Raw genomic sequence first — 26,898 nt, forward strand, 5'->3', positions numbered from 1 at the left:
GGTTTATGCATATGGTTTAGTAAATGTGGACAAGCGTAAAATGTTGAAAAAACATGTAGTTTCAAAAACGATGAACACAACAAGGTTAGTGCATACGCTCTAAGTTTGTTGTGTGTGATAGGAGATAGCAGTTTTATCCCGCTATTTGAGGGCAGTAAAACTGCTACCTCAAAATCAGCTGGAGCAAAGAAGTTAGGTGGGAGCCCTGCTGCCCGTAAACGCCTGATTGGTGAGGGCTAATAATCAGTGGGGGATGAACAAAACCCCCACTGATTAAAGTTTCAATTTATGGATGATTAGAAAATTTCCTGCATCTAAAGTACAAAAGTGGAAATAAAGTTTGTGTATAAAGTTGTTTTTTGTGGAACTTTACAAAACTTTTACAAACAATTAAAACCGAATTAATAGTTTAGCAGTATTCTTATATCTGTAATCCTGTTATTTCCGGTTACTTCTAGGAGGAAGAACACGTGAAATGGATGAGCGCATCGATTAAAGTTTTGACATTATCGACATGTTTCCTTTGTTTTAATATGTCTACTGCATTCGCTACAAATGAAATGGGAGAAGTGAGAGTTGATGGATCCTCAACGGTTTTTCCTATTATAGAGGCAGTAGCAGAGGAATATACAAAGGCCCATCCGAACGTGAAAATTTCTATTAGTATTTCTGGGACAGGGGGAGGATTTAATCGTTTCAGTAAAGGAGAAGTAGATATAAACAATGCTTCGAGATTGATGAAACCGGTAGAGGAAAATGCAATGCAGAAAAACTCTATTCAATTTACACCATTTGAGGTTGCTTATGATGGTCTAACGATTGTTGTGAATCGTCAAAATACGTGGGTAAACAATATGACGATAGATGAGTTACGTCTATTATGGAGTGAAAATGGAAGATTGAAACGATGGTCACAAATTCATTCATCATGGTCACGTGAACAAGTTAAATTTTATGCGCCAGGCGTAGACTCTGGTACTTATGATTATTTCCAAAATGTTGTCTTACAAAATAATCGACTTGTAAAAACGGTTTCTTTGTCTGAAGACGATCAAGTTATTATGCAAGGGGTAATGAATGATAAAAATGCCATTGCTTTTGTAGGATATGCTTATTATATGGCCAATCGAGATAAGGTAAAAGCAATACAGGTGGATGGTGTATTTCCAACGAAAGAGACCATTCAGTCGGGTACGTATAAGCCATTATCTAGGCCGCTATTTACGTATGTGAATCATGCATCTATTAGAAATAAAATTAATGTAGCAAATTATGTTGAGTTTATGATTAAGCATGTTGGAAGCCTTGCTGAAGAGGTCGGATATGTAAAATTACCAAAAGAAAAATATAATGAACAGCTGCGAATGTTAACAGAAATAAAAAGGTAATGTCAGGGTGGAAAGGGGTTTTCATCTTTGGCTCATAATGACAAAAGTCAAATTACATTTTCTGTACAACATTTGATTGAGAGAAATACAAATAGAAGAAAAAAAACGCAGCGAATCAATCGAATTGTTCCGTTAATACTAAAAGCCATTGCTAGCGTGTCCATTGTAACGACACTTGGAATTATTATTACGTTGGCAAATGAAACAATCATGTTTTTTCAAAAGATATCATTGTATTCTTTTTTGACAGAAAAGGAATGGTTACCTTTTTTTGAAGATCCAAAGTTCGGTATATTACCACTTATATGTGGAACAATCCTTGTAACAGCAATTGCCATGTTCGTAGCAATTCCTATTGGTTTAGGTTGTGCCGTATTTTTAAGCGAATACGCTTCGAATGGCGCTCGGAAAATATTAAAACCGTTGTTAGAGCTACTAGCAGGTATCCCGACAATTGTATATGGTTTTTTCGCGTTAACAGTTGTCACACCACTTTTACAACGGATTATACCAGATTTACAGTTTTTTAATGCTATTAGTCCAGGTATTGTTATAGGGTTTATGATGATACCGACGATTGCGTCTCTCTCTGAAGATGCGATGAGAGCTGTAGAAAAAGGAATTAAAGAAGCCTCATTAGCGCTAGGAGCAACTCGTTTTGAGATGGTAAAACAAGTGGTGTTTCCATCGGCTTTTACGGGTATAATGGCAGCGATTATATTAGCAGCTTCCAGGGCAATTGGTGAAACGATGATTGTTGTTATTGCTGCTGGATCAACACCTAATGTATCAATAGATCCGACTCATTCTATTCAAACATTAACAGCTTATATTGTACAAGTGAGTTTAGGTGATGCTCCGCACGGAACGATTACTTATTACAGCATGTATGCTGTAGGTGCAACGTTATTTATGTTTACTTTTATTATGAATATCATTTCGCAATATATTATGCGCCGTTTTAGGAGGGCGACATAATATGCGAATGTTAAACCATAAAAAAATACAAGAAAATATGGCATCGCGTTTTTTAAAGGATCGGATTTACAAGTGTTTGTTTTATATAGCAATTTTGTTTTCAGTAGTAATACTTTTTATATTGCTTTTTCAAATTTTTGAAAAAGGTATAAGTTATCTTTCAATAGATTTCTTTACAAACTTCGCCTCACGTAATCCGAGAGAAGCTGGGATTGTAGCTGCTTTGTCAGGAACAATACTATTTATGAGCATTGTTATACCGGTCTCTTTTATATTTGGAGTCGGAACAGCTCTTTATTTAGAGCATTATGCGAAGGAGTCCGTTTTTAAAAAGTTAATAGAATTAAATAATCAAACATTAGCAGGGGTACCTTCCGTTGTGTTTGGTTTACTCGGGTTAACTATTTTCGTATACGCTCTCCATTTAGGAGAGAGCATAATTGCAGCGGCACTGACGATGAGTTTACTCGTCTTACCAACTGTTGTGGTAGCTAGTCAAGAAGCGATTCGAACTGTACCGAGCTTATTACTAGAGGCTTCTTACGGATTAGGTGCTACGAAGTGGCAAACGATGTATCAAATTGTATTGCCAGTAGCTTTACCAGGGATTGTAACGGGATGTACGTTAGCGGTATCGAGAGCAATTGGTGAGGCAGCACCATTATTAGTCATTGGAGCCCTTGCCTTTGCAAATTATGTTCCGTTCAGTATGTTTGATAGATTTACGGTTTTACCAATTCAAATTTTTAATTGGATGAGTAGACCGCAAGAAGAATTTCAGTATGTAGCAGCAGCAGGGATGATTGTTTTGCTAGGATTGTTGCTCTTTATAAATATATTTGTCTTATGGTTACGAAATCGAAAATAAGTTGGAAGTGGATGAAAGGGGAATTCAAATGGTAGCAACAGTAGTAAATGTACAGGTGAAAAATGAGAAAAAGATTGAGACAGCACCAAAAAAAATAGTATTTGATACGAAAAATTTAAATTTATGGTACGGAGAAGACCATGCTTTAAAAGATATCAACTTAAGTATTCATGAGAATGAAGTAACAGCGATTATCGGTCCAAGTGGTTGTGGGAAATCAACATACTTAAAAACGCTAAATCGTATGGTAGAGTTAGTGCCTATCGTTCGAACTACGGGCGTTATCGAATATAGAGAACGAAACATATTTGATAAATCATATCCGGTTGAAGAATTACGTACGCATGTGGGTATGGTGTTCCAAAAGCCAAATCCATTCCCAAAATCTATTTATGAAAATGTAGCATATGGTCCGAAAATCCATGGTGTTCGTGACAAAAAAACACTTGATGAAATTGTTGAAAATAGCTTGCGCGGCGCAGCTATTTGGGATGAGTTAAAAGATCGTTTGCATGATAATGCATACGGTTTATCTGGTGGTCAGCAACAACGTCTATGCATTGCACGCTGCTTAGCGATTGAGCCAGACGTAATTTTAATGGATGAGCCAACATCGGCGCTAGATCCAATTTCAACATCAAAAGTAGAAGAATTAATTCAGGAGTTAAAGAAAGATTTTAGTATTGTTATCGTAACGCACAACATGCAACAAGCAGCACGAATTTCAGATAAAACTGCTTTCTTCTTAAGTGGAGAAGTTGTGGAATATACAGATACGAACAAATTATTTACAACACCTGCAGATAAGCGTACAGAAGACTACATTACAGGACGATTTGGTTGATATTGCTAGCAAGGCTAAGAGTAAATGCCCTCTTAACAGAGGGCATTTCTCATTTTTACCTCATTTTAAATAGGGGAGTAATATTTCTCTTTTCTCAAGGCTTAATAAACATACAAGAGGCTGGGTAGGGGATTTATATAAAATGGCACATAATATTGAGGGGGAAGAAATGATGGTAAGAGAACAGTTTCAATGTGATTTAAAAACGTTACAGCAAAAGGTGATCGAGCTTGGTGAGTTAGCAAGTGGAGCTTTATTGATTGCTATGGAAGGTCTTCACAACAGGGATGTAGAGAAAGCGTTAGAAGTCATTGATGGGGATTATCGCATGGATAATTTAGAAGAGGAAATAAATGACCTTGCGCTTATGCTTATTACAAAGCAGCAGCCTGTAGCAAGTGATTTAAGAAGAATTTTCATTTCAATTAAAACAGCGACAGATTTAGAACGTATTGCAGACCATGCTGTTAATATTGCGAAATCAACAATTCGTCTTGGTGAAAAAGAAGTGGTTGTTAGTTTACATAATCTTGAGGAAATGTTTGAGATTGCTCATAAGATGTTAAATTTAGCATTAGAAGCATATGAGCAAGAAAATTTAACTTTTGCTAAACAAATTGCTGAAATGGATGATTCAGTTGATGAAATTTATGGGAAGGCGATTCGTGAATTTATTTCATCTATCCCTGGACAACCAGAAGCGATTACACAAATTACACAACTATCCTTTGTTGCAAGATATATTGAGCGTGTAGCAGACCATGTTACAAATATTGCCGAGAATGTATTTTATGTAGTAAAAGGAAAGCATTATTTATTGAATGAGTAGGGGGAAAAGTAGGTGATGAGAAATCACCTGCTTTTTTTAGTCAAAACATGACAAAAAAAGCTCATTGTTTCCTTTAGTCTATGATGATAAGATGTATCATAATTAATGGAAAAATAAGTACATATATGTTAGTTACGTCTTATTAATTATTTTACCAAGTTAATGGTAAGCGCTTTCTTTTTGGTGGGAGTTAAAAGGTACATTTATTTATAAAGTGAGGCTTTAATTAGTGGGGCTGTCTCTCGCTGATTGTTAGATCATACCAAACCGGACTTTTACTGCAGTTAATGTGGGGTAAATGATATACGGAGTTCTTGAACATTATATAAGTGGAGGCTGAAGTATATGAAGGGGGTTATTTTAGCTGGAGGAAAAGGGAGACGCCTTAGACCATTAACATGTAATACTCCAAAACCGATGTTACCATTGTTAGAAAAACCAGTTCTTGAATATAATATTGAATTATTACGTCAGCATGGTATTCGTGAAATTGCAATTACAGTTCAATATATGAGTACCGCTATTAAGCAATACTTTGGTGATGGTAGTAAGTGGGGAGTTAACTTGTATTATTTTGAAGATTCTCCTCCGCTTGGAACAGCAGGGAGTATTAAGCAAGCCGAAAGTTTTTTAGATGAAACATTTGTTGTTATTAGTGGGGATGCACTAACTGACTTTCAATTATCAGAAGGAATTGCATTTCATGAACAGAAGAAGAGAATGGTAACGATGTTTGTGAAAGAAGTAGAAAACCCACTTTCATTTGGGTTAGTTGTAATGAATAAAGAACAAGAAATTATACGATATATAGAAAAGCCGAGCTGGAATGAGGTAGTTTCTAATATTGTGAATACAGGTATTTATATAATGGAGCCAGAAATCTTTTCTTACATACCATCCATGGAATTTTCGGATTTCAGTCATGATGTGTTTCCGTTATTGGCAAATAAAAATGCTTTATTTGCATATTTATCAGAAGACTATTGGCTAGATATTGGTACATTTGATCAATATCGGCAAGCTCAATTCGATTTGTTGACGAAAAAATTGAAGGTGCCTATTCCATATACAGAAGTATTACCAATGGTGTGGATGGGAGAAGGTGTAACGATAGGAAAAGGGACGAAAATTCATGGCCCTTCTTTTATTGGAGAAGGAGCAATGATTGGTGCAGGGGCTGTAATTGAACCGTACTCTATTATCGGGAAAAATAGTATCGTTTCAAGTTATTCTCATCTTCAAAAAAGCATCATTTTTGCAAATTCTCATATAGGAAAAAATTGTGAGTTGTTAGAAACAACAATAGGAGATCATACAATGGTCGAAGATGATGTTACACTTTTTCAAAAAAGTATTGTAGCGGATCATTGTCATATAGGGAAAAGTACAGTAATTAAGCAAAAAGGAAAAATATGGCCATATAAGGAGATAGATAGTCATTCGATAGTAGGTTCTGCCGGTGTTAAAGAGAGTGAAAAGAGTGCAGGATGGTTACAAAAAAGCCGAATTGTAGGAAGGGGTAATGTTGAAATTACTCCTCAATTTATTGTGAAAGTTGCAATGGCTTATGGATCTCTTTTTGCCAAAGGGGAGAGTATATTGATTGGAAGTCAGGAAAATATAGAAACAACTTCCTTTAAAAATTTATTCCTCCATGCCATTCATGGCAGCGGGATTCATACGATGGAATGTAAAGAAATGAATGAGTCGCTTTTTCAGTATGCCATTCATAATTTGCAATGTGCAGGTGGAGTTTTCGTTCAAGTGGAAAGCGAAAGAGGGATTGTTATACAACTGTATGGCAAGGAGGGCTCGTTTTTAACGTATAAGCAGCAAAAAGAGATAGAACAAGTATATATGTCTGAGTCGTTTTATTACGCTTCTGAGAAAGAACTGGGGCGAAATAAGCTAGTTCACGTTTCTGCAAATAATTATGTAGAAGCTGTGTTAGAGCGTATTGATATTGAAACGATACAAAAACAGAAGTTTCATCTTCTTATTAATAAGAGAAATGATATGTTACAACATTTACTTATGATTTTTTTGCAAAGGCTCGGGTGCACAGTTACATGGATTTATGCGGGCGAACAAAAGCATCATGTGAAAGCCTTGATGAAATCAAGTAAAGCAAATATGGCACTTATGTTTTCAGAGCAAGGAAATTATTTCGAGTTATATGATAATTATAGTAATATTTACCAGGGAACAGATTTTGAAGAGGTAGATATTCCAGATTTATTACTTGAATCGGCAGGAAATATTTACCCGATGTCTTTGAAATTAGGAGAATGTTACCTTCTATTTTATACGCAGGATGAAAAAAAGTCGTTTCAAGCGAGATGGAAGCGAGATATTTTATATCGAATTGGAAAATTATTCGAGCTAATAGCATTGCAGGGAAAAACATTTCTCAGCATAGTAGAGCAATCACCTCCGCTCTATCTACTTTGTGATGAAGTTGTATGTTCATGGAATGAAAAAGGGAAAGTAATGAGGAAATTATTGGCTGATATGGAAAGAAAGGAAGAAGGTATATTTGAAGGAGTACAGTTCAAATATACCGAAAAAGAGTGGTCTTATATCGTTTCTGACACAAAACAACCGAAATTTTTAGTGTATTCGCATGCTAGAAACCCAGTAATAGCAAGGGAAAACATGAAAAATCTTATAGAAAAAATTAGACAATATCAAAAGGTGTAGAATTTTTATTTTAAAAGTGGTATTATAGTATAGTCTGATTTAAGTTATTAGTACTGGAGGGAAATAAGAATGCGTGTGAATATTACTCTAGCATGTACAGAATGCGGAGATCGTAACTATATCTCAAAGAAAAACAAACGTAACAACGCTGAGCGTATCGAGCTTAAAAAGTATTGCAAGCGTGACAAGAAGTCTACGTTACACCGTGAAACAAAGTAAGCAGTAGGAATATTTTCCTACTGTTTCTTTTTTTATTCGGTTCCTCTGTTAAAAGTGATACACTATCATCGTAGAGCAAAGTGTCACTGTGAGGGGGAAAATGTGTGAGAGAAGAGAAACTACGTTTACGTAAACAAATAATAGAACACATGAATTCTTTATCAGAAGAACGGTATACAACTTTATCAGAGCAAATTGCAGCTTCGTTGTATGCGCAAAAAGAGTGGGTTGAAGCTAAAACAATTGGAATCACCCTCTCAATGGAAAATGAAGTGAATACATATCCTATTATCGAAAAAGCTTGGGAAGAAGGAAAGAAAGTTGTTGTTCCGAAGTGTAATAAAGGAACACGAACGATGTCTTTCCGGAAAATTAGTAATTTTGATCAATTAGAAACAGTGTATATGAATTTACGTGAACCAATTCCAGCGCTTACGGAAGAAGTGAATGCAGATGAAATTGATCTTCAAATCGTGCCAGGCGTAGCTTATACAGAGCGAGGAGAACGGATTGGATATGGCGGTGGCTATTATGATCGTTATCTCGTGCATTATAAAGGGAAAGCGCTATCATTAGCTTATAGTTTTCAAATGGTAGAACATATTCCAGTAGAGCCATTTGATAAAAATGTAGAAAAAATTATTACAGAAAAAGGAACAATGGTTAAAAATGGGCTTGTATAGACAAATAAAAATTGACGAGACTTTTTCTTCGTGATTATAATAAAATATGTGAACGTTTTCTTATTATAATTTTTTATAGTAAGTGAGCATAGAGGGTGATGAAATGGTATCTATTTATGATATTCAGCAATTGCTAAAGAAATTTGGTACGATTATTTATACGGGTGATCGAATTGCAGATTTACAATTAATGCAAGATGAATTGCGTGAATTAAATCAATCACAGCTAATCGACCCACAAGACTATCAAACAGCTTTATTTTTATTGAAGCAAGAAATTCAAAAAGAGCTAAATAAGAATTAGATAAAGGTAGGTAAGTAACATGGAAGAGAAATGGTTAGTTGGTGTTGACCTTGGTGGTACAACGATTAAATTAGCATTTATTAATGTGTATGGTGAAATTTTACATAAGTGGGAAATCCCTACGAATACAAATGAACAAGGAAAACATATTACACTTGATGTAGCGAAAGCTATTGATAAAAAGTTAGAAGAATTAGGTGAATTAAAAAGCAAGCTAATTGGTATTGGTATGGGAGCTCCTGGTCCTGTACATGTGGCATCTGGAATGATTTATGAAGCGGTTAATTTAGGATGGAAAAACTATCCGTTAAAAGATTTACTAGAAGTAGAAACGGGATTACCTGTTGTTATTGATAATGATGCAAACTTAGCGGCGCTTGGTGAAATGTGGAAAGGTGCTGGTGAAGGAGCAAAAGATTTAATTTGTATGACACTTGGCACTGGTGTTGGTGGTGGTGTTATCGCCAATGGTGAGATTGTACATGGTATAAGCGGTGCTGCTGGTGAGATTGGACATATTACAGTTGTTACAGAGAACGCTTTTCCATGTAATTGCGGGAAGTCGGGTTGTTTAGAAACGGTAGCCTCTGCAACAGGTATTGTACGTGTTGCTATGCAACAAATACAAGAGACAGATAAAGAAAGTGTTTTACGTTCTATGTTAGCAGAAGAAGGGCTTATTACATCAAAAGATGTGTTTGAAGCGCTTGGACAAGGTGACGAACTAGCAGGTGAAGTAGTGGAAAAAGTAGCTTCTTATTTAGGATTAGCTGTAGCGAACCTTGCTAGTACGTTGAACCCAGAGAAAATCGTAATTGGTGGTGGCGTATCTAAAGCTGGAGACGCACTATTAGAGCCAATTCAACGTTATTTCGAGCAATATGCTTTCTCTCGTGCTGTAAAGAGCACAAAGTTAGCAATTGCAATACTTGGTAATGATGCAGGTGTAATTGGAGGAGCGTGGCTTGTAAAAAAGCACAAATACGAGGCGAAGATGATATAAGTTGTGAATAATGAAAAGAGGAAGGGGCCCCCTTCCTCTTTTTATGCAAGATCTTGTTGGAGAATAAAAATGTAAATGGATTAAGCTGGTGGGTACCCATTATATAGAACAGTCATGATTGTAAACCATCCGAAAACAAGTACGGTTGCAATAGCGAAGCCGCCCGCGAATAAGTTTTTTTCGCGAAGTGTTCTAAGCGTAGCAAATACAGCTAACAGAGTGACTAGCGTAAAAATAATAACAAGGCCCATACAATATCCTCCTCTGTCTACTCATTCCTTAGAATGAGTTTTTAGAATATTTACTCTTTTATATTGTACATGTTTTAAAAATGATTGTCGAGATGACACGCCTTCTTTTCCTAAGAGAAAGAAATGTTGTATCATTAAAAGTAAATTAAATAACTGGAGGAGATTTTCATATGAAATGGATACAAATGCCTTTAGGCCCATTACAAACAAATGCTTATATTTTAACGAATGATCAAAATGAGTGTATTATTTTTGATCCTGGTCATGAAGGAGAGAAACTTGTTACATATTTACAGGAAGCGCAGTTAAAGCCACTTGCGGTTTTATTAACACATGCTCACTTTGATCATATTGGTGCTGTTGATGCCGTGAGAGACGCTTTTCATATTCCGGTATACGTACATAAAGAAGAAGCGAATTGGTTAGGCGATGCAACTGTGAATGGCTCGCAAATTTTTATGATGAACCGCAGTATTACAGCAAAACCAGCAGATCATATTATTGACGAAGAGGGTACATTAACGATCGGTTCTTTTAGTTTTGAAATTTTTGAGACACCAGGACATTCTCCAGGAAGTATTTCTTATTATAGTAAAGAAGCGAATGCTGTATTTTCTGGAGATGTATTGTTCCAAATGAGTATTGGAAGAACGGATTTACCTGGTGGAAGTTTTGCTGAATTAATTGGAAGTATTGAAGAGAAATTATTTGTATTACCAGATGAAACAGCGGTGCTATGTGGACACGGTCCAGAAACAAGCATTGGTTTTGAAAAAGAAAATAATCCATTTTTACAATAAGGAGTCATTATGGGGATGGAGCTCAATTTAAGAGAATGGATGGGAAAAGAAAAGGATCATTCGATTTCATATAGTACGTATATGAACCTCGTATTATATGCAGAGGAACATGGGTATTATATGAGAGAACGTGAAAAAATTGGAAGACAGGGAGATTTTTTTACGAGTAGCAATGTATCTTCTGTATTTGCGAAGACTTTTGCTAAGTTTTTTATTCGGCTTGTTGAAAAGGGAGAAGTTTCTCCAAATATTTGTGAGATTGGTGGGGGAACAGGAAAGTTTGCCTATGATGTTTTACAAGAATGGAAACAATTATCCCCGGAAACCTTTATCAATTTAAACTATTCAATTATTGAAGTGAGCCCTTTTCATAGAAGGCTACAACAGGAGAGGCTTTGCTTATTTGATAATGTGTCGTATTATACATCTTATATTGAAATGGGAGAGTCTTTCGAAGGAATTATTTTTTCGAATGAATTATTTGATGCGTTTCCTGTTGAGATAGTTGAGAAAAGAAATGGAATTTTGTATGAAGTACGTATCACGTATACAGATGAGGGAAACCTTACAGAAGTATTTAGACCGATAGAGAAAAGAGTCGGTCGTTACTTATTGAAATATAACATTCATATTGCTGAGGGACAGCGCTTTGAAGTGCCTATTGCAATGGAAGAGTATATAGAAGAGATTGCGAAATGGTTTCAGAAAGGTATATGTATTACAGTTGATTATGGATATACAAAAGAAGAATGGATGCATCCTGCACATCGTGAAGGAAGTTTAAGAGGATATTATAAGCACAAGCTAATTCGTAATCCTCTTGCATATCCAGGAGAAATGGACCTTACTACGCATGTTCATTGGGATGAGTTGAAGATGAATTTTGAGCTGCAAGGAATTAATACGATATGGCATAGGAAGCAATCAGAGTTTTTGTTAGCAGCAGGAATATTAGATCAGCTTGCTAGCCATCAAGATACCAACCCTTTTTCTGAAACTCAAAAACTAAATAGAGCTATTCGCTCTATGATTTTGAACGGAGGATTAGGTAATGCTTTCGATGTTGTTATACACACAAAAGATATGAAGAATTTACTTTTGAATCAATATTTAACGATATGAAAAAAACAAGACACAGTATTTTCTGTGTCTTGTTTTTTAATACGACTTTTAATTATGTAGCATTATATATTTTCTCTCATGATATATATTTATATTAAAGATATGAGATGAAAAATATAGAATACACTCTTTTTCTCTGTCTATAGGTCCCTAACCTAATAATACGCGAACGAGTTGAATAATTGTTTCGTTTTCTACTTTGTAGTAAATTTCCAATCCTTTTCTTTCACTAGAAACGATTTTAGCACTTTTTAACTTTGCTAAATGCTGTGAAATTGTAGATTGTGGCATGTTTAAGCCTGTGTACATTGTAGAAACGTTGCTTGGGCCACGTTCAATTAATCCCTTTACAATACATAAGCGAACAGGATGAGCAAGCACTTTCAATAATTCTGCATTGCTTTCATATAGTTCTATTTCTTTTTGAAAGGTTTCTAACATGTTCTTTTCCACCTCCGTGTGAGCTGTTATACCATACTATACATACCAAAAAATCAAAGAAAAGAAAACAGTTGTTGCAGAAAAAAAGTCCTAAAGTAAAGAAATTGTAAGAAAAGAGACCCTGATGTAAATAAAATAGATAAATTTGCACAGTTTTGTAAAATGGCATTTTTGAGTGAAAATTTTGATGCGTTTCAAAAATTGAAAGATATAGATATATTCGTAACACAATTTTATCATGATTTTCTTATTCTTTCAAATGAATATACAAAATTTTTAAAATAATATGACAAAGGAATTATAATGTTATATATAGAATATATAACAGGTTAAAAGAAGCTGATTATGATCAGCTTCTTTATGATGATAATGAAATGTTTGGATGTAACTGATACATCTTAGAATAATCAAGTCATCAGTCATTTATTCTAGAATTCATCTTTTTAAACAACTATTTTATTTCTTGAAGAGTTTTATTATTCGTACACAGCTTCGTTTCTTCCCTTTATGCATTTACAGGTTCTTCTACATAAGAAAGGGCATTTTCAAAATCGGATATTAAATCGTCAACATTTTCAAGACCAACCGATAAACGAAGTAATGAATTAGAAATACCTCTTTCATCACGAGCTTCTTGCGACAATGCTGCATGTGACATTTTAGCTGGGTAGGAAAGAATCGATTCGACAGCTCCTAAACTAACTGCGAAGACAGGTAGTTTTACTTTTGATAAAAATTGGCGGAGTGCGTCTTCTGATTGTAAAGTGAAAGATAGGACAGCTCCGGCTGATGTAGCTTGAGATTGTTGAATGTCAAATCCAAGATGTGTTTGTAAGCCAGGATAATAGACATTTTGAACTTTAGTGTGCTCTTGTAAAAAATGTGCGATTTTGTTGGCACCTGCAGCTGAATGTTCGAGACGTACATGCAATGTTTTAATGCCGCGAAGCACGAGAGAACAATCTTGCGGTCCTAAAATAGCACCAAAAGCGTTTTGTAGAAAGCCGAGCTTTTGAGCGAGTTCTTCATCTTTTACGACAGCTAATCCGGCGGTGACATCGCTATGACCAGCAATAAACTTTGTAGCGCTATGAAGAACGACATCAGCGCCAAGATCAAGCGGTTTTTGAAATAGTGGTGTCAAAAATGTATTATCAACAAAAGTAAGAGCACCAATAGATTTTGCAAGATTAGAAACAGCACGAATATCTGTCACTTTTAAAAGTGGGTTAGAAGGTGTTTCTACATAAAAGAGCTTCGTATTTGGTTTAATGTTTTCTTTTACTTCTTCCACATTGGTCATATCAACAAATGTATGTGAAACACCATAACGGGAGAGAACTTCAGTAACAATTCGATAAGTACCTCCATATACATCTTCTGAAATAAGAACATGGTCACCTTGTGAAAGAAGGAGAAATGCAGTAGAAATGGCTGCAATGCCTGATGCAAAGGCAAATCCTTTTGTCCCGCCTTCTAATAAAGCAATGATATCTTCAAGAGCTTCACGTGTTGGATTTCCAGATCTACTATAGTCATACTTTCCGAAAGCATCTACATCAAACTGATGGAATGTTGATGTGTTATAGATGGGAACGTTAACAGCTCCTGTGTGTGTGTCATGCTTGTATTGATTATGCAGTAAAAGCGTATCTATGGAATAACTCATATTCTTACACCTTCTTTTACAAGTTTAATTGCTTGCTTTAAGTCTTGAATTAAGTCGTTGCTATTTTCGATGCCGACTGAAAAACGGAGAAGACGATTACACACACCACGTGCTGTTCGAACATCTTCTGGAATATCGGCATGAGTTTGCGTTGCTGGATAAGTCATTAAACTTTCGACACCGCCAAGACTTTCAGCAAATGTAATTAAGGATAAAGATTGTAAGAAAGGATTAATCCAAGTTTCATCTTGAAGGCGAAATGAAATCATACCACCTCTTCCTGGATAAAATACATCTGTCACACCATCTTCATCATTTAAATAAGCAACAATTGCATGAGCGTTTTCTTCATGCTGTTTCATGCGAAGTGCTAAAGTCTTCATGCCTCGAATTAATAGCCATGAATCAAACGGGCTTAAGACAGCACCAGAGGCATTATGATAATGAGCAAGCTCCTCGCAAAGAGATTTCCCTTTCGCAACGACAAGTCCGCTTAGTACATCGTTATGACCGCCTAAATATTTAGTTGCGCTATGAAGGACGATGTTTGCACCTTCTGTTAATGGTTGCTGTATATAAGGTGTATAGAACGTGTTATCTACAATAAGAAGTAGTCCGTGCCTTTTCGCTACACTTGCTACACTTACGATATCAGTTACTTGCATTAATGGATTAGTCGGTGTTTCTATGAAAATAGCCTTCGTTTGAGATGTGATTGCTTGCTCAATTTGTTTAATAGATTGTGTATCTACGTATCTACATCGAATATTCCACTTGTCTTCATGTTCGGAAAATAGACGATATGTTCCCCCGTATAAGTCTTCAGATACGATAAGTTCATCTCCGGAACGGAATAGTGAAAGGACAAGGAGAACAGCCGCCATTCCTGAACTACAGGCATACCCTTGCTCACCGCTTTCTAAGTCTGCAATTGCCTGTTCTAAAAGGCCACGAGTCGGATTTCCAGTTCTTGAATAGTCAAATCCAGTAGATTTACCAATTCCTTCGTGACGATAAGCAGTTGAGAAATAAACAGGTGGATTAACCGTTCCTGTTGTAGCTTCGCTACGGTTCCCGATTTGTGCTAGTTTTGTTTCGATTGTTGACATGTGAAAATTCCCCCTTTTTAAAGTGAACGACTAAGTGAAAATAAAAAAAGCCTTCTAAGAAGAAGGCTTTCGGATTGAATAGAGTCTTCTTCTCATCTGTCAAATCTTTCACAATTTGCTGGAATTAGCACCTTATTAACGAATGAATGTTAATGGTTGCTGAGGCGTCAAAGGGCCAGTCCCTCTACCTCTCTAGATAAGAATGTTCGTATGAAATTTTATTATGGTTTTAACTTTACAACAAAAGATAATTGAATTGCAACTTTATTTTAAATAATTTTTATTTTTCCTCAAGTGTCATTGACTTTTATTTTAGTGCGTGCTAAATTTATAAAAAATTAACAAACATTGTTAAAAGGGGAACGTATTTCCTTTTAGCTACATAAATAAAATAATAAAGACAAACTCTTATTGAGAGCGGTGGAGGGAAAGGCCCTGTGAAACCCGGCAACCTTCAAACTAAATGTTTGAAACGGTGCTAAAACCTGCAAAACGTGTGTTTTGCATAATAAGAGGAGGAACAATTATGTCCCCCTCTTCAAAGTGAAGAGGGGGTTTTTATATTGATAGAAATGAGGGAGATTCGTGAAATTACTAGATTTATTATCAAAAGGAATTGTAATAGGTGATGGTGCGGTTGGAACGTTATTACATTCGCATGGTTTACAAAGTAGTTTTGAAGAATTGAATTTGTCTGATCCGGACTTAATTATATCGATCCATAAACAATATGTAGCTGCTGGAGCGGATGTTATTCAAACGAATACGTATGGTGCGAATGAAGCGAAACTCCGCATGTATGGTCTAGAAAATCAAGTTGTCCAAATTAATAAAGCGGCAGTGAATATTGCGAAAGCATCAGTAACAGATCGGAATGCAATTTTAGGGACAATTGGAGGTATGAAACATATTGGTGCTGTTACAACGACTGATATAGAGCGAGAATTTATGTTACTTGAGCAGGCAGGTGCTTTACTAGAAGAACAGGTTGATGGATTACTATTAGAAACTTTTTATGATGAATTTGAATTATTGCATGCGGTTAAAGTATTGCGTAAACAAACGAATATTCCGATTGTTGCTCAGTTAGCGTTACATGAGGCAGGTACGACTCAAAATGGGAATGATGTCAATGAAATATTAAAACAGCTTTTAGATTACGGTGCCAATGTTGTTGGGTTGAACTGTCAACTAGGCCCGCTTCACATGACGGAAGCTTTCAAAATGATATCGATTCCTCAAAATGGCTATTTATCAGCATATCCGAATGCAGGTCTCCCGAATTATGTGGAAGGGCGTTACGTATATGAGGGAAGTCCAGCGTATTTTGAAGAAATGACACCGAAATTTATTGAACAAGGTATTCGTTTATTAGGTGGTTGTTGTGGTACTACCCCGGAACATATTGAAGGAATGAAACGTGCTATTGCAAATGTTGCACCTGTAATAGCAAAGGAGACGATTCAAAGGCCTAAAGTGGTCCATACACATGAGAAGCGTTCGAGAGCTCATGTTACTCTAGCAGAAAAGGCAAAGAAACAAACGACAGTTGTAGTGGAATTAGATCCACCGAAAACGTTAGACACGCAGCGTTTTTTTGAAGGGGCAAGAGCACTGAAAAGGGCTGGAGCGGATGCTATTACTCTAGCAGATAATTCATTAGCATCTCCTCGTGTTTCGAATATGGCTATGGGTGCATTATTAACGAAGCATGATATTCCAGTATTGACGCATTTAACGTGTAGAGACCATAACGTCATTGGACTACAGTCTCACTTACTTGGATTATCAGCATTAGGTATGGAGGAAGTGCTAGCTTTAACTGGTGATCCAGCGCGCGTTGGTGATTTCCCAGGTGCAACTTCTGTATATGATTTGTCATCGATAGAGCTCATTAAAATGATTAAAGAGATGAACGACGGACGCTCTATTTTAGGGAAATCAATTGGTCCGGCAACAAGATTTTCTGTTGGAGGTGCATTCAATCCTCATGTAAGGCATTTAAAAGCAGCGGTCAAGCGAATGGAACGAAAAATTGATGCTGGTGCTGAATATTTCTTAACGCAGCCGATATATGATGTTGCTTTAATAGAAGAAGTATATGAAGCGACAAAGCATTTGGAACAACCTATCTTTATTGGAATTATGCCGTTAGTAAGTAAGCGGAACGCAGATTTTCTTCATTTTGAAGTGCCGGGTATTACTCTCCCTGAAGAGATAAGACAAAGAATGGGTGGACATGAAACGAAAGAGGCAGCCATAGAGGAAGGGATTCGTATTTCACAAGAGTTGATCGATGCGGCGATGAAATACTTTAACGGTATTTATCTTATTACACCGTTTTTAAAATATGAAATTACAGAACAACTCGTGAAATATGTGAGAGAAAAGCAAGAACTGAAAGAAGGTATTAATTGATGAAACGAATAGAAGAGAGATTACAACATGAAATTTTAATATTAGATGGTGCAATGGGAACGATGATCCAGCAAGAAGACTTAACAGCGGAAGATTTTGGAGGAGAAGAATACGAAGGTTGTAATGAATATTTAGTAAAAACAAGACCGGATGTTATTTTAAATATTCATAAAGTCTACATTGAAGCTGGAGCAGATATTATTGAAACGAATACGTTTGGTGCAACAAATATTGTATTAAGTGATTATGCATTGTCTCATTTAGATGAAGAGTTAAACGAAAGGGCAGCGCTTTTGGCGAAGCAAGCGGTTAAAGAAAGTGGGAAAGAAGTGTATGTTGCGGGAGCGATGGGACCAACGACGAAAGCGATTAGTGTTACAGGTGGTGTGACTTTTGAAGAGTTAATTGAAGCCTATACAAGGCAAGCGAGAGGACTATTAAGAGGAGAAGTTGATGTATTACTCGTTGAAACGAGTCAAGATATGCGTAATGTGAAAGCTGCGTACATTGGAATTCAATCGGCGTTTGAAGAACTAAACAAAATAGTACCTATTATGATTTCTGGAACAATTGAACCGATGGGAACGACTTTAGCGGGTCAAACGATCGAAGCCTTTTATTTATCGGTAGAGCATATGAAGCCATTATCGGTTGGATTAAACTGTGCTACTGGTCCAGAATTTATGAGGGAACATATACGTTCCCTATCTGATTTATCGGAGTGTTATATTTCGTGTTATCCAAACGCTGGTCTTCCTGATGAAGATGGGCATTATCACGAATCTCCAGCGTCACTTGCTGAAAAAGTAAAACGTTTTGCTGAAGAAGGATGGATTAATATTATTGGTGGTTGTTGTGGCACAACACCAGAACATATACGTGTAATGAAATCGGTGCTTGCCTCGATTAACCCTCGTGAGCATCATGAAAGGGTTGGACATGGAATTAGTGGACTAGAAGCGTTGCAATACGATGATTCTATGAGGCCTTTATTTGTTGGAGAAAGGACGAATGTAATTGGATCGCGTAAGTTTAAAAGATTAGTAGCAGAAGGGAAATTTGAAGAGGCTGCTGAAGTGGCAAGAGCGCAAGTGAAGAAAAATGCTCATATTATTGATATTTGTATGGCAGACCCTGATCGTGATGAAATAGAAGATATGGAAAGATTCTTGGCAGAAGTTACGAAAGTGTTAAAAGTACCGATTATGATTGATTCAACAGATGAAAATGTTATGGCGAAAGCTCTTACTTATATTCAAGGAAAAGGTGTTATCAATTCTATTAATTTAGAGGATGGAGAAGAACGTTTTGAAAAAGTGACACCCCTTCTTCGGAAATACGGTGCTGCGATAGTTGTAGGGACAATTGATGAAGATGGTATGGCAGTTAGTGCAGAAAGAAAGATAGAGATTGCTAAAAGAAGCTATGAATTACTAACGAAAAAGTATGGTATACGCCCATCTGATATTATTTTTGATGCGCTTGTGTTTCCTGTAGGAACAGGTGATGAAGAATATATAGGTTCAGCGGCAGCGACTATAGAAGGAATTCGTCTTATTAAAGAAGCGTTACCAGAATGTTTAACGATTCTAGGTGTGAGTAATATATCTTTTGGTTTACCACCAGCTGGACGTGAAGTATTAAACTCTGTCTTTCTATATCATGCAACGAAAGCAGGATTAGATTATGCGATTGTTAATACGGAAAAATTAGAACGCTATGCGTTAATTCCAGAGGAAGAAAAACGTCTTGCGGATGCATTATTATTTGAAACGACGAAAGAGACGTTAGAAAAATTTACAAACTTTTATCGTGTTGCCAAAAAGAAAGATGTCGTTATACAAGAAACGCTAACACTTGATGAACGACTGGCAAATTATATTGTAGAAGGTACGAAGCAAGGACTACAAGAAGATCTAAGTCTCGCGCTTACAGAAGGACGAAAACCTCTGGATATTATTAACGGGCCGCTTATGACAGGAATGGATGAGGTGGGGCGATTATTTAATGGTAATGAGCTTATCGTTGCTGAAGTATTGCAAAGTGCTGAAAGTATGAAAGCTGCCGTAAGTTATTTAGAGCCACATATGGAATCTAGTGAGAGTGCAAAAAAAGGGAAAGTATTATTAGCGACTGTTAAAGGAGACGTACATGATATTGGGAAAAACCTTGTTGAAATTATTTTATCAAATAACGGATATGAAATTATTAATTTAGGAATTAATGTTCGTTCGGATCGAATTGTTCAAGAAGTACAAGAAAAGAAACCTGATATTATTGGCCTTTCTGGTTTGTTAGTAAAATCAGCGCAACAAATGGTAACGACTGCTGAAGATTTAAAAGCAGCGAATATTGATATTCCAATTGTTGTAGGTGGTGCAGCACTAACGAGGAAATTTACAGATAATCGTATTTCTCCATCTTATAAAGGGCTCGTATGTTATGCAAGTGATGCAATGACAGGTCTTGATATTATTAACAAATTACAAAAAGAAGAAGAACGTGAAAAGATGAAGCGAGATAAAAAGGAACGCCATCTTCATATTGTGAAACAAGAGGAGAAAAAAATAGAAATTCCCGCAGTTATTGAGCCGTTGCCAAAAGCAACTGTTATGATACCAGATTCGACGAAACGAGTTGTATTACGGGATATTCCTGCCCTTCATCTTGCACCGTTTTTAAATAGACAAATGTTAATTGGACACCATCTTGGGTTAAAAGGAAACGTAAAAAAACTCTTGCAAGAAGGGGATAAAAGAGCACATGAGCTAAATGATTTAATTGATGAATTATTACAAGAAGGACAATCTTGGCTACGCCCAAAAGCAGTGTATCAATTTTTCCCGGCGCAAAGTGATGGACAAAATATAATTATATACGATCCGGAAGATCACACACGTATTATAGAGCGATTTGAATTTCCGAGACAAGGGAAAGCACCATACCGTACTTTAGGAGATTATATACGCCCGATTGGAGATGAGATGGATTATGTCGCTTTCTTATCTGTTACCGTTGGAGAAGGGGTTCGAGATATTGCAGAGGAATGGAAGGCGAAGGGAGATTATTTACGCAGTCATGCGATTCAGTCGTTAGCACTTGAATTAGCAGAAGGACTTGCTGAAAAAACACATATGCTCATTCGTGATCGTTGGGGAATTCCAGATTCACCTGAACTGACGATGGAAGAGAGATTCCGTACAAAATATAGAGGAATACGCGTATCATTTGGTTATCCAGCATGCCCAGAACTTGCTGATCAAGAAAAATTATTTCGCTTAATTCATCCAGAAGAAATAGGTATTTCATTAACAGAAGGATTTATGATGGAGCCAGAAGCGTCTGTAACGGCTATGGTATTTTCTCACCCTGAGGCAAGGTATTTTAGTGTACTATAGTGTAGAAGGGGGAGACGTATGAAAAAAATAGTCTTTACAGGTGGCGGTTCGGCCGGACATGTAACACCTAATTTAGCAATTATTCCACATTTACAAAAGCAGAACTGGGATATCTCTTATATTGGTTCTCATCAAGGGATTGAGAAAACGATTATAGAAAAAGAAGGAATCCCATACCATAGTATTGCAAGCGGGAAGCTACGTCGTTATTTTGATTTGAAAAATATAAAAGATCCTTTTCTCGTGATGAAGGGTGTTATGGATGCGTACGTAACAATTCGCAAACTAAAACCGGATGTTATTTTTTCAAAAGGTGGTTTCGTATCCGTACCAGTCGTAATAGGAGGGTGGCTAAATAGAGTGCCAGTTTTATTACATGAATCTGATATGACACCTGGACTAGCAAATAAAATTGCGCTCCGTTTTGCCTCGAAAATATTTGTTACATTTGAAGAAGCAGCGAAACATTTACCGAAAGAAAAAGTAATATATACAGGATCGCCTGTACGTGAAGACGTACTAAGAGGAAATCTTGAAAAAGGTTTAAAGTTTCTAGGGTTTTCCCGGAAGAAATCAGTTATTACTGTTATGGGAGGAAGTTTAGGCGCAAAGAAAATTAATGAAACGGTTCGATCGGCACTTCCAGATCTTCTGAAAAATTATCAAATTGTGCATCTTTGCGGAAAAGGAAATCTTGATGAATCCTTACAAAATAAAGAAGGATATAGACAATTTGAATATGTACATGAAGAGTTGCCGGATATATTAGCAGCAACAGATTTTGTTATTTCGCGTGCGGGATCCAACGCGATTTTTGAATTTTTAACAATGCAAAAGCCGATGGTTTTAATTCCGTTATCGAAATTTGCAAGCCGTGGAGATCAAATTTTAAATGCTGAATCCTTTAAAAGACAAGGGTATGCATCGGTATTATATGAAGAGGATGTAACGGTGAACTCACTTATAAAGCATATAGAAGAGCTATCTCATAATAATGAGACGTATAAAACAGCATTAAAAAAATATAATGGAAAAGAAGCGATTAAAACTATCATTCAACATATTTCAGAGGCATGATTAAACAATCATGTCTTTTTTAGTAGGATGAAAGATTCCAAGAATTGATATTTTTATGTTACAATAAAGTGAAACTTTAATCAGTGGGGGGTTCATCCCCACTGATTATTAGTTGAACCAATCGGGCTTTTACGGGCAGTTAATCCCACACCTAACTTCTTTGTTTTCGCTGAATTTTGAGGTGGGGGTCTTACTGCCCGTTAATGCGGGGTAACAAATGGTTAATAGGGAAATTCCAATTGATTAAGCGTGAAAATACGAATGGATTAGGAGTGACTGTGTTGGAGCTAAGTCTCTATGAAAATACTGCACTTATTATATGCTTTGTGTTGTACGTTGGTAGTGTTATTGTTTATATTTCACGGAAATTTTCACAAGAACGAGAGCTTGAAAAATCAGAAATAACAGCTGAACTAGAAATGTTAGCTGATGAAAGTTATAAAAAACAAAAAATAAAAGAAGATCATGAGGCACCCCATCATTGAAACGCAAATAAGTTCTAAGGATGGGGATTTTTTTGAAAAAATCCCATTAACGCTAAAAAAGGAGTTTCCCCATACATATTTAAGGAGTGAATATAAATGAAATTTTATATTGCTTCAGGATTTCAAAATAAACATCTTGTTCGTTTCGTATCAAGCCAGTTGAAAGAAGTGGGATGGCAGCATACATATGATTGGACGAAAAATGAAAGAGCAACCAATAGAGAACAATTGCAAAAGATTGGTGAAGAAGAACAAGAAGCGATACGAGAAGCTGATATTTTCTTACTCATACTAGAGGGTGGGAATGGAAGTCATACAGAATTAGGGATGGCAATTGCTTTAGAAAAGAAAATTTATATATATCACAAGGGCAATGAGTTGCAAACGACATTCTACCATTTACGAGAAGTTGATATTTTCGAAGGAGAAATTGAGGGGCTTGTCTCATATATATTGAATAAAGTGGAATGTTAGACGTGGGAATGCAGTGAGAAATATTTCTTGCAAAAAAAGAGTGAAGGTTACCATTAGGCTATTTTGGGCACAGTTATTATAAGTAAAGCATATAAAGGAGTTATAAATATGAAATTAGAAAATGGATGGGAAACAAGTTTTTTAGAGGTTGTACAAAACAGTGAATTTAAGAAAGATGCAATTCTTAGTCAATTGCTTTTTGCGGATAGTGAAGAAGTAGAAGAGCTTGTTGATGATTACGGTTATGAAGAGATTATTGAACGCGAACATGATGATGAGTTAGCAGGAATTTTAGGAGAAGAACTTTTCAGTGAGCTGGAGCGAAACGTATTCTTATCTCCACAGCCAGAAGAAAAACTTATTTCATTCGTAAATGGATTAGGCTTTCATGTGTTAGATTGGATTGTGCTTCTTGAAACAGAATTTGGCATTGATAGCGCAAACTTCACATCGGATGCAGTGAAAATGTTAGAAAAGCGCTTTAGACAGTTTCCCTATATAGAAGAGAAGACAATTTTTGATATGACGTTTGAAGAAGCGATGGATGTATTAGAATCTGTTACAGGATTACAGCTGAAGGGGAAAATGAACGTATAATGAAAAAGAACGTGATAGCTTCACGTTCTTTTTTTTTTTACATAATAATAATTTTATCATCTAGCTTTGTTTGTCCAGTAAGAAGTGCATTTAAATACTCTACTTTTCGTATGCAAGCTTGTATATGTCTTTCAACCTCTTGTAACTCTGCTTGGTGATGCGTTTCAATTGGATGAATTTGTACGTTAAATTTTTCGAATTGACTACTATATGTTATTTCTGCATAGCCGCTCATAATATCGGTTTCGTTATGAAATAAAAATTGCTTCGTTTCTTCACAGAATGATACATCCTGAAAGCCATATACTTTTAATGCTTCAATTACTTTGTTAATCATGTTTATATTCATTTTTTAACCCTCTTTACGAAGTTCTACTTTTATATTATAACATAAAAAATTACGTAGAAAGCGCTTCCAAGTGTATTTTATTATAAACTTTACGTTTCAATCATAAAAATGAAACAAAGAAAAAATAATTGTAAAGAAGGAAGGACTCTTTTATTGTTTCGTCATATATATAGAGAAATAGTGCAATGAAAGGAAATTTTCCGAGGTGGAGATTGTATTTCCAATTTGAGCGCAGTAAAAGAGGTGAGAATCTTGAACTTTGATATTGTAGGACAAAAAGCATATATAAAAGATGGGCCGCATCGGAACCGAATTGGAACTGTAAAGAAAAATGAAAAACAATTAGAATCCCATTTTGCTATTGTAATTGGAGAACAAAGTATTGATGTAGAGCTAAAGGATATCGTGTTAGTTGGAGTAGATGTAGGACAATTTCATACATGGTGCGAGCAAAATGGTTATTTGTGAAAGGGACGGGCTGTGAGATAATGAAATATATTTGAGAAAAGAGAATATGTTATTGTATTCTCTTTTTCTATGTTTAAGGAGGCGGAAATGAAATATAAAGCACAGGAGCTTACATTGGAGTTGAAAGAGAAGATTCAATGTATGGAGAATGGAATAGAGCGAATATCACTTGAACTTTTTAAAGAGTATTCATATTTATACATAGAGAAAAACATGGAACTATCTATGGGACTTGTTAAAGATAAAGAGCATCCTTTTGAGGTGGGTTATTATTCATCAGTTGCCATAGCTATATTAGATGAAGAAAAAGAGATGATTGGATTTTATAATATTCCAATTTGGAAATGCGAAAGAATCTTTTTAGGAATGCAAATTCAATTAAGCATTTGGGGGAGTAAGAAAGTAGGGGAACTTGTTGATGAATCTTGTTATGAGATTGAGGAAGAGTTAAAAGAGCAACTAGAAGAATACTTGGAGTGATAACTTTCAAGAGAAGATGTATAGAGATGGAACATAATAAAAAAGACGCTAACAGTATAAATTGTTAGCGTCCTTTTTTATTATGAAGCAATTTCACCAGTTTTTACATCATCTTGATTGTACGTATCCTGATCTAATTCACCAAGCCATTTACTAGAAATAAGACCTGCTGTCATAGAACCACTTACGTTAAGAGCTGTACGACCCATATCGATTAATGGTTCAACTGAGATAACAAGAGCGACAATGCCGATTGGTAAGTTCATTGTAGATAGTACGATTAACGCTGCGAATGTTGCACCGCCACCAACACCGGCAACACCGAATGAGCTAATAGCAACGACAGCGATTAAAGTTAAAATGAATTGTGGTTGTAATGGATCAATTCCTACAGTTGGAGCGACCATCATAGCAAGCATTGCTGGATAAATACCTGCGCAACCGTTTTGACCGATAGATACCCCAAAGGATGCAGCGAAGTTAGCGATTCCTTCAGAAATACCAAGCTTTTCTTTTTGAGCTTCAATATTTAATGGCATTGCACCAGCACTAGAGCGAGATGTGAATGCAAATGTTAATACAGGGAACACTTTTTTCAAATATTGAATTGGATTTAAACCAGATAATGCGATTAATAATAAGTGAATGATAAACATTACGATAAGAGCTACGTAAGATGCTAACACGAAGTTACCAAGTTTTAAAATAGCGTTAATATCGCTACCAGCAACTGTCTTTGCCATAAGAGCTAATACGCCGTATGGAGTAAGACGTAAAATTAATGTTACCATACGCATCACGATTGCATATACAGCATCAAGCATTTTCTTAAATAGCTCTGCTTGTTCTGGATATTTTCGTTTTACACCTATAAAGGCAATCCCGATAAAGGCTGCAAATATTACAACAGAAATTGTTGATGTTGGACGAGCACCTGTTAAATCAAGAAAAGGATTCGTAGGCAACAGTTCTAACAATTTGTCTGGAATTGTTGTCTTTTCAATAGAAGTAAATCTTTCTTCTACTAATTTCAGACGAGCAGATTCTGCATCACCTTGTTGTAAACCTGTTGCTGATACATCAAATCCTGCGCTTGCAGCTATACCGACAGCTGCGGCAATTCCTGTAGTAAGAATTAAAATTCCGATAATAAGACCACTGATTTTACCAAGGTTTTTCGTTAATTGTAATTTTGTAAATGCTGAAATAATAGATACTAAAATAAGTGGCATAACGATCATTTGAAGTAATTTCACATAACCGTTACCAATTAAACTAAACCAGGTATTTGATTCGATAATTACTTTAGAAGTAGGTTCATAAATAAATTGTAATATAAGACCAAAGATAATTCCGACTCCTAAAGCAGTAAATACACGTTTATTAAAAGATACATGCTTACGTTGCATATAATACAATACGCCAACTAAAATGAGCATGACTGTGATGTTAATCCCGACAAGCAGTGTATTCATGTTGATTCCCCCTAATTCCAATGTGTTATATAGAATATAAGGTAATAAAACCTATAAGTCAACTAGGGAATTACGGAATTAAAAAAAAGATGGCAATTTGCCATCTCTTAATGCCCAGCTCCAGGGACAAGTAAAAATGTTGTGTACCATGTAAATCCGATGAAGAAAACGGTTAAATATGCCCCGAATACGTATATATACATACGCTCTGTTAATTTTAAATAACTTAAAAGTACGAAGAATCCTGTTTGTCCTAAAAATAGTAGTGCGGTCGAATGCATATCCCCTACGTAAAACATAACCGAGAAAATTCCAGTCCAAAAGCCGAGAACGCGAAACATGCGCTCCATGCCATCTCCCTCCTTTTCTAAAAAAAGTAAAACCTCTTTTCATTATAGTTTATTTTTCTAACTATTGTAAATATTCATTCATATAAAAAAGAAGCCAATTATAATATTGACTTCTTCTT

Annotated in this window: 27 protein-coding genes and 2 riboswitches; of the genes, 20 read left to right on the forward strand and 7 right to left on the reverse strand. The window is 35.9% G+C overall.

Features of this window, described 5'->3' with window-relative positions; translation table 11 throughout:
• The first annotated feature begins 470 nt into the window (after positions 1 to 470).
• The 10 genes from NSS74_RS03000 to glcK all read left to right on the forward strand — a co-directional run bounded on the left by NSS74_RS03000 (position 471) and on the right by glcK (position 9,816).
• Positions 471 to 1,388, forward strand: a complete 918-nt coding sequence (locus tag NSS74_RS03000) for a PstS family phosphate ABC transporter substrate-binding protein (RefSeq protein ID WP_002143150.1) — start codon at positions 471 to 473, stop codon at positions 1,386 to 1,388.
• Positions 1,389 to 1,415: 27 nt separating this feature from the next.
• Complete coding sequence (gene pstC, locus NSS74_RS03005) at positions 1,416 to 2,366, forward strand: phosphate ABC transporter permease subunit PstC (protein WP_002143149.1); 951 nt, start codon at positions 1,416 to 1,418, stop codon at positions 2,364 to 2,366.
• Position 2,367: 1 nt separating this feature from the next.
• Complete coding sequence (gene pstA / locus NSS74_RS03010; RefSeq protein ID WP_002143148.1) at positions 2,368 to 3,234, forward strand: phosphate ABC transporter permease PstA; 867 nt, start codon at positions 2,368 to 2,370, stop codon at positions 3,232 to 3,234.
• 28 nt (positions 3,235 to 3,262) lie between these two features.
• Positions 3,263 to 4,078: a phosphate ABC transporter ATP-binding protein gene (pstB, locus tag NSS74_RS03015; protein WP_002088644.1), complete on the forward strand. Its 816-nt coding sequence runs from the start codon at positions 3,263 to 3,265 to the stop codon at positions 4,076 to 4,078.
• Positions 4,079 to 4,250: 172 nt separating this feature from the next.
• Positions 4,251 to 4,907 (forward strand): phosphate signaling complex protein PhoU, encoded by a 657-nt coding sequence (gene phoU / locus NSS74_RS03020; RefSeq protein ID WP_002015145.1) that lies wholly within the window; start codon positions 4,251 to 4,253, stop codon positions 4,905 to 4,907.
• A gap of 345 nt (positions 4,908 to 5,252) precedes the next feature.
• Positions 5,253 to 7,607, forward strand: a complete 2,355-nt coding sequence (locus NSS74_RS03025; protein ID WP_002143147.1) for a sugar phosphate nucleotidyltransferase — start codon at positions 5,253 to 5,255, stop codon at positions 7,605 to 7,607.
• A gap of 69 nt (positions 7,608 to 7,676) precedes the next feature.
• Positions 7,677 to 7,826 carry a 50S ribosomal protein L33 gene (gene rpmG / locus NSS74_RS03030; protein WP_001265616.1) on the forward strand — a complete coding sequence of 50 codons (150 nt, stop codon included), beginning with the start codon at positions 7,677 to 7,679 and terminating at the stop codon, positions 7,824 to 7,826.
• A gap of 104 nt (positions 7,827 to 7,930) precedes the next feature.
• Positions 7,931 to 8,509, forward strand: coding sequence for a 5-formyltetrahydrofolate cyclo-ligase (locus NSS74_RS03035; RefSeq protein WP_002034038.1), 579 nt, complete (start codon positions 7,931 to 7,933; stop codon positions 8,507 to 8,509).
• A gap of 103 nt (positions 8,510 to 8,612) precedes the next feature.
• Positions 8,613 to 8,813, forward strand: a complete 201-nt coding sequence (locus NSS74_RS03040) for a YqgQ family protein (protein ID WP_000253699.1) — start codon at positions 8,613 to 8,615, stop codon at positions 8,811 to 8,813.
• Positions 8,814 to 8,832: 19 nt separating this feature from the next.
• Entirely contained in the window at positions 8,833 to 9,816 is a 984-nt protein-coding gene (gene glcK, locus NSS74_RS03045) for a glucokinase (RefSeq protein ID WP_002034037.1), read from the forward strand.
• A gap of 80 nt (positions 9,817 to 9,896) precedes the next feature.
• Here glcK and NSS74_RS03050 read toward each other — a convergent pair whose 3' ends face one another.
• Positions 9,897 to 10,067 carry a DUF2759 domain-containing protein gene (locus tag NSS74_RS03050; RefSeq protein ID WP_002034036.1) on the reverse strand — a complete coding sequence of 57 codons (171 nt, stop codon included), beginning with the start codon at positions 10,065 to 10,067 and terminating at the stop codon, positions 9,897 to 9,899.
• A 170-nt stretch (positions 10,068 to 10,237) separates the two neighbouring features.
• Here NSS74_RS03050 and NSS74_RS03055 point away from each other — a divergent pair, with 170 nt between their 5' ends.
• Positions 10,238 to 10,867, forward strand: coding sequence for an MBL fold metallo-hydrolase (locus NSS74_RS03055; RefSeq protein ID WP_002143145.1), 630 nt, complete (start codon positions 10,238 to 10,240; stop codon positions 10,865 to 10,867).
• Positions 10,868 to 10,876: 9 nt separating this feature from the next.
• Positions 10,877 to 11,989 carry a class I SAM-dependent methyltransferase gene (locus tag NSS74_RS03060; RefSeq protein WP_002088639.1) on the forward strand — a complete coding sequence of 371 codons (1,113 nt, stop codon included), beginning with the start codon at positions 10,877 to 10,879 and terminating at the stop codon, positions 11,987 to 11,989.
• Positions 11,990 to 12,139: 150 nt separating this feature from the next.
• Here the strand turns inward: NSS74_RS03060 and NSS74_RS03065 are convergent, their stop codons facing one another.
• From NSS74_RS03065 to metI, 3 genes are all read right to left on the reverse strand, one after another.
• Complete coding sequence (locus tag NSS74_RS03065) at positions 12,140 to 12,430, reverse strand: ArsR/SmtB family transcription factor (protein ID WP_000894375.1); 291 nt, start codon at positions 12,428 to 12,430, stop codon at positions 12,140 to 12,142.
• Positions 12,431 to 12,935: 505 nt separating this feature from the next.
• Positions 12,936 to 14,099, reverse strand: coding sequence for a cystathionine beta-lyase (metC, locus tag NSS74_RS03070; RefSeq protein ID WP_002143144.1), 1,164 nt, complete (start codon positions 14,097 to 14,099; stop codon positions 12,936 to 12,938).
• Positions 14,096 to 15,208 (reverse strand): cystathionine gamma-synthase/O-acetylhomoserine thiolyase, encoded by a 1,113-nt coding sequence (gene metI, locus NSS74_RS03075; RefSeq protein WP_002143142.1) that lies wholly within the window; start codon positions 15,206 to 15,208, stop codon positions 14,096 to 14,098. Before metI ends, metC begins: the two co-directional genes overlap by 4 nt.
• A gap of 89 nt (positions 15,209 to 15,297) precedes the next feature.
• Positions 15,298 to 15,411: riboswitch (SAM riboswitch) on the reverse strand.
• 202 nt (positions 15,412 to 15,613) lie between these two features.
• Positions 15,614 to 15,723: riboswitch (SAM riboswitch) on the forward strand.
• A gap of 70 nt (positions 15,724 to 15,793) precedes the next feature.
• Between metI and NSS74_RS03080 the strand changes: the two genes are divergently transcribed.
• From NSS74_RS03080 to NSS74_RS03105, 6 genes are all read left to right on the forward strand, one after another.
• Positions 15,794 to 17,626 carry a bifunctional homocysteine S-methyltransferase/methylenetetrahydrofolate reductase gene (locus tag NSS74_RS03080; protein WP_002143140.1) on the forward strand — a complete coding sequence of 611 codons (1,833 nt, stop codon included), beginning with the start codon at positions 15,794 to 15,796 and terminating at the stop codon, positions 17,624 to 17,626.
• Positions 17,626 to 21,024, forward strand: coding sequence for a methionine synthase (metH, locus tag NSS74_RS03085; protein ID WP_002143138.1), 3,399 nt, complete (start codon positions 17,626 to 17,628; stop codon positions 21,022 to 21,024). The genes NSS74_RS03080 and metH overlap by 1 nt, the downstream gene beginning before the upstream one ends.
• 18 nt (positions 21,025 to 21,042) lie before the next feature.
• Positions 21,043 to 22,101 carry an undecaprenyldiphospho-muramoylpentapeptide beta-N-acetylglucosaminyltransferase gene (locus NSS74_RS03090; protein WP_002067149.1) on the forward strand — a complete coding sequence of 353 codons (1,059 nt, stop codon included), beginning with the start codon at positions 21,043 to 21,045 and terminating at the stop codon, positions 22,099 to 22,101.
• A 242-nt stretch (positions 22,102 to 22,343) separates the two neighbouring features.
• Complete coding sequence (locus tag NSS74_RS03095) at positions 22,344 to 22,586, forward strand: DUF3966 domain-containing protein (protein WP_085960924.1); 243 nt, start codon at positions 22,344 to 22,346, stop codon at positions 22,584 to 22,586.
• Positions 22,587 to 22,682: 96 nt separating this feature from the next.
• Entirely contained in the window at positions 22,683 to 23,060 is a 378-nt protein-coding gene (locus NSS74_RS03100; protein WP_240380311.1) for a nucleoside 2-deoxyribosyltransferase, read from the forward strand.
• Positions 23,061 to 23,168: 108 nt separating this feature from the next.
• Entirely contained in the window at positions 23,169 to 23,657 is a 489-nt protein-coding gene (locus NSS74_RS03105; RefSeq protein ID WP_002015119.1) for a hypothetical protein, read from the forward strand.
• 37 nt (positions 23,658 to 23,694) lie between these two features.
• On the opposite strand, the gene NSS74_RS03110 is transcribed toward NSS74_RS03105, so the two are convergent.
• A complete protein-coding gene (locus NSS74_RS03110; protein WP_002165070.1) occupies positions 23,695 to 24,006 on the reverse strand; it encodes a hypothetical protein in 312 nt (103 codons plus the stop codon).
• 252 nt (positions 24,007 to 24,258) lie between these two features.
• Here NSS74_RS03110 and NSS74_RS03115 point away from each other — a divergent pair, with 252 nt between their 5' ends.
• On the forward strand, positions 24,259 to 24,474 hold the full coding sequence (locus NSS74_RS03115) for a DUF3912 family protein (protein WP_002015115.1): 216 nt from the start codon (positions 24,259 to 24,261) through the stop codon (positions 24,472 to 24,474).
• A gap of 87 nt (positions 24,475 to 24,561) precedes the next feature.
• Entirely contained in the window at positions 24,562 to 24,954 is a 393-nt protein-coding gene (locus NSS74_RS03120) for a hypothetical protein (RefSeq protein ID WP_016100613.1), read from the forward strand.
• Between the two features lie 80 nt (positions 24,955 to 25,034).
• On the opposite strand, the gene NSS74_RS03125 is transcribed toward NSS74_RS03120, so the two are convergent.
• On the reverse strand, positions 25,035 to 26,429 hold the full coding sequence (locus NSS74_RS03125; RefSeq protein WP_002138338.1) for an L-cystine transporter: 1,395 nt from the start codon (positions 26,427 to 26,429) through the stop codon (positions 25,035 to 25,037).
• 107 nt (positions 26,430 to 26,536) lie between these two features.
• Complete coding sequence (locus NSS74_RS03130; RefSeq protein ID WP_002015110.1) at positions 26,537 to 26,779, reverse strand: DUF2626 domain-containing protein; 243 nt, start codon at positions 26,777 to 26,779, stop codon at positions 26,537 to 26,539.
• Positions 26,780 to 26,898: the final 119 nt, after the last annotated feature.

Origin of the sequence: Bacillus sp. FSL E2-8868 (genome assembly GCF_038005505.1) — a bacterium.
Classification (GTDB): domain Bacteria; phylum Bacillota; class Bacilli; order Bacillales; family Bacillaceae_G; genus Bacillus_A; species Bacillus_A mycoides.

What these genes read in the sequence shown, in the direction of transcription:
- NSS74_RS03050 (WP_002034036.1), bottom strand. Translation starts at nt 10,067, where the DNA reads ATGGGCCTTGTTATTATTTTTACGCTAGTCACTCTGTTAGCTGTATTT.
- NSS74_RS03100 (WP_240380311.1), top strand. Translation starts at nt 22,683, where the DNA reads ATGAAATTTTATATTGCTTCAGGATTTCAAAATAAACATCTTGTTCGT.
- NSS74_RS03120 (WP_016100613.1), top strand. Translation starts at nt 24,562, where the DNA reads ATGAAATATAAAGCACAGGAGCTTACATTGGAGTTGAAAGAGAAGATT.
- NSS74_RS03110 (WP_002165070.1), bottom strand. Translation starts at nt 24,006, where the DNA reads ATGAATATAAACATGATTAACAAAGTAATTGAAGCATTAAAAGTATAT.
- metH (WP_002143138.1), top strand. Translation starts at nt 17,626, where the DNA reads ATGAAACGAATAGAAGAGAGATTACAACATGAAATTTTAATATTAGAT.
- pstB (WP_002088644.1), top strand. Translation starts at nt 3,263, where the DNA reads ATGGTAGCAACAGTAGTAAATGTACAGGTGAAAAATGAGAAAAAGATT.
- phoU (WP_002015145.1), top strand. Translation starts at nt 4,251, where the DNA reads ATGGTAAGAGAACAGTTTCAATGTGATTTAAAAACGTTACAGCAAAAG.
- metC (WP_002143144.1), bottom strand. Translation starts at nt 14,099, where the DNA reads ATGAGTTATTCCATAGATACGCTTTTACTGCATAATCAATACAAGCAT.
- NSS74_RS03055 (WP_002143145.1), top strand. Translation starts at nt 10,238, where the DNA reads ATGAAATGGATACAAATGCCTTTAGGCCCATTACAAACAAATGCTTAT.
- metI (WP_002143142.1), bottom strand. Translation starts at nt 15,208, where the DNA reads ATGTCAACAATCGAAACAAAACTAGCACAAATCGGGAACCGTAGCGAA.
- NSS74_RS03025 (WP_002143147.1), top strand. Translation starts at nt 5,253, where the DNA reads ATGAAGGGGGTTATTTTAGCTGGAGGAAAAGGGAGACGCCTTAGACCA.
- glcK (WP_002034037.1), top strand. Translation starts at nt 8,833, where the DNA reads ATGGAAGAGAAATGGTTAGTTGGTGTTGACCTTGGTGGTACAACGATT.
- rpmG (WP_001265616.1), top strand. Translation starts at nt 7,677, where the DNA reads ATGCGTGTGAATATTACTCTAGCATGTACAGAATGCGGAGATCGTAAC.
- NSS74_RS03090 (WP_002067149.1), top strand. Translation starts at nt 21,043, where the DNA reads ATGAAAAAAATAGTCTTTACAGGTGGCGGTTCGGCCGGACATGTAACA.
- NSS74_RS03040 (WP_000253699.1), top strand. Translation starts at nt 8,613, where the DNA reads ATGGTATCTATTTATGATATTCAGCAATTGCTAAAGAAATTTGGTACG.
- NSS74_RS03105 (WP_002015119.1), top strand. Translation starts at nt 23,169, where the DNA reads ATGAAATTAGAAAATGGATGGGAAACAAGTTTTTTAGAGGTTGTACAA.
- pstA (WP_002143148.1), top strand. Translation starts at nt 2,368, where the DNA reads ATGCGAATGTTAAACCATAAAAAAATACAAGAAAATATGGCATCGCGT.
- NSS74_RS03060 (WP_002088639.1), top strand. Translation starts at nt 10,877, where the DNA reads ATGGGGATGGAGCTCAATTTAAGAGAATGGATGGGAAAAGAAAAGGAT.
- NSS74_RS03125 (WP_002138338.1), bottom strand. Translation starts at nt 26,429, where the DNA reads ATGAATACACTGCTTGTCGGGATTAACATCACAGTCATGCTCATTTTA.
- NSS74_RS03130 (WP_002015110.1), bottom strand. Translation starts at nt 26,779, where the DNA reads ATGGAGCGCATGTTTCGCGTTCTCGGCTTTTGGACTGGAATTTTCTCG.
- NSS74_RS03065 (WP_000894375.1), bottom strand. Translation starts at nt 12,430, where the DNA reads ATGTTAGAAACCTTTCAAAAAGAAATAGAACTATATGAAAGCAATGCA.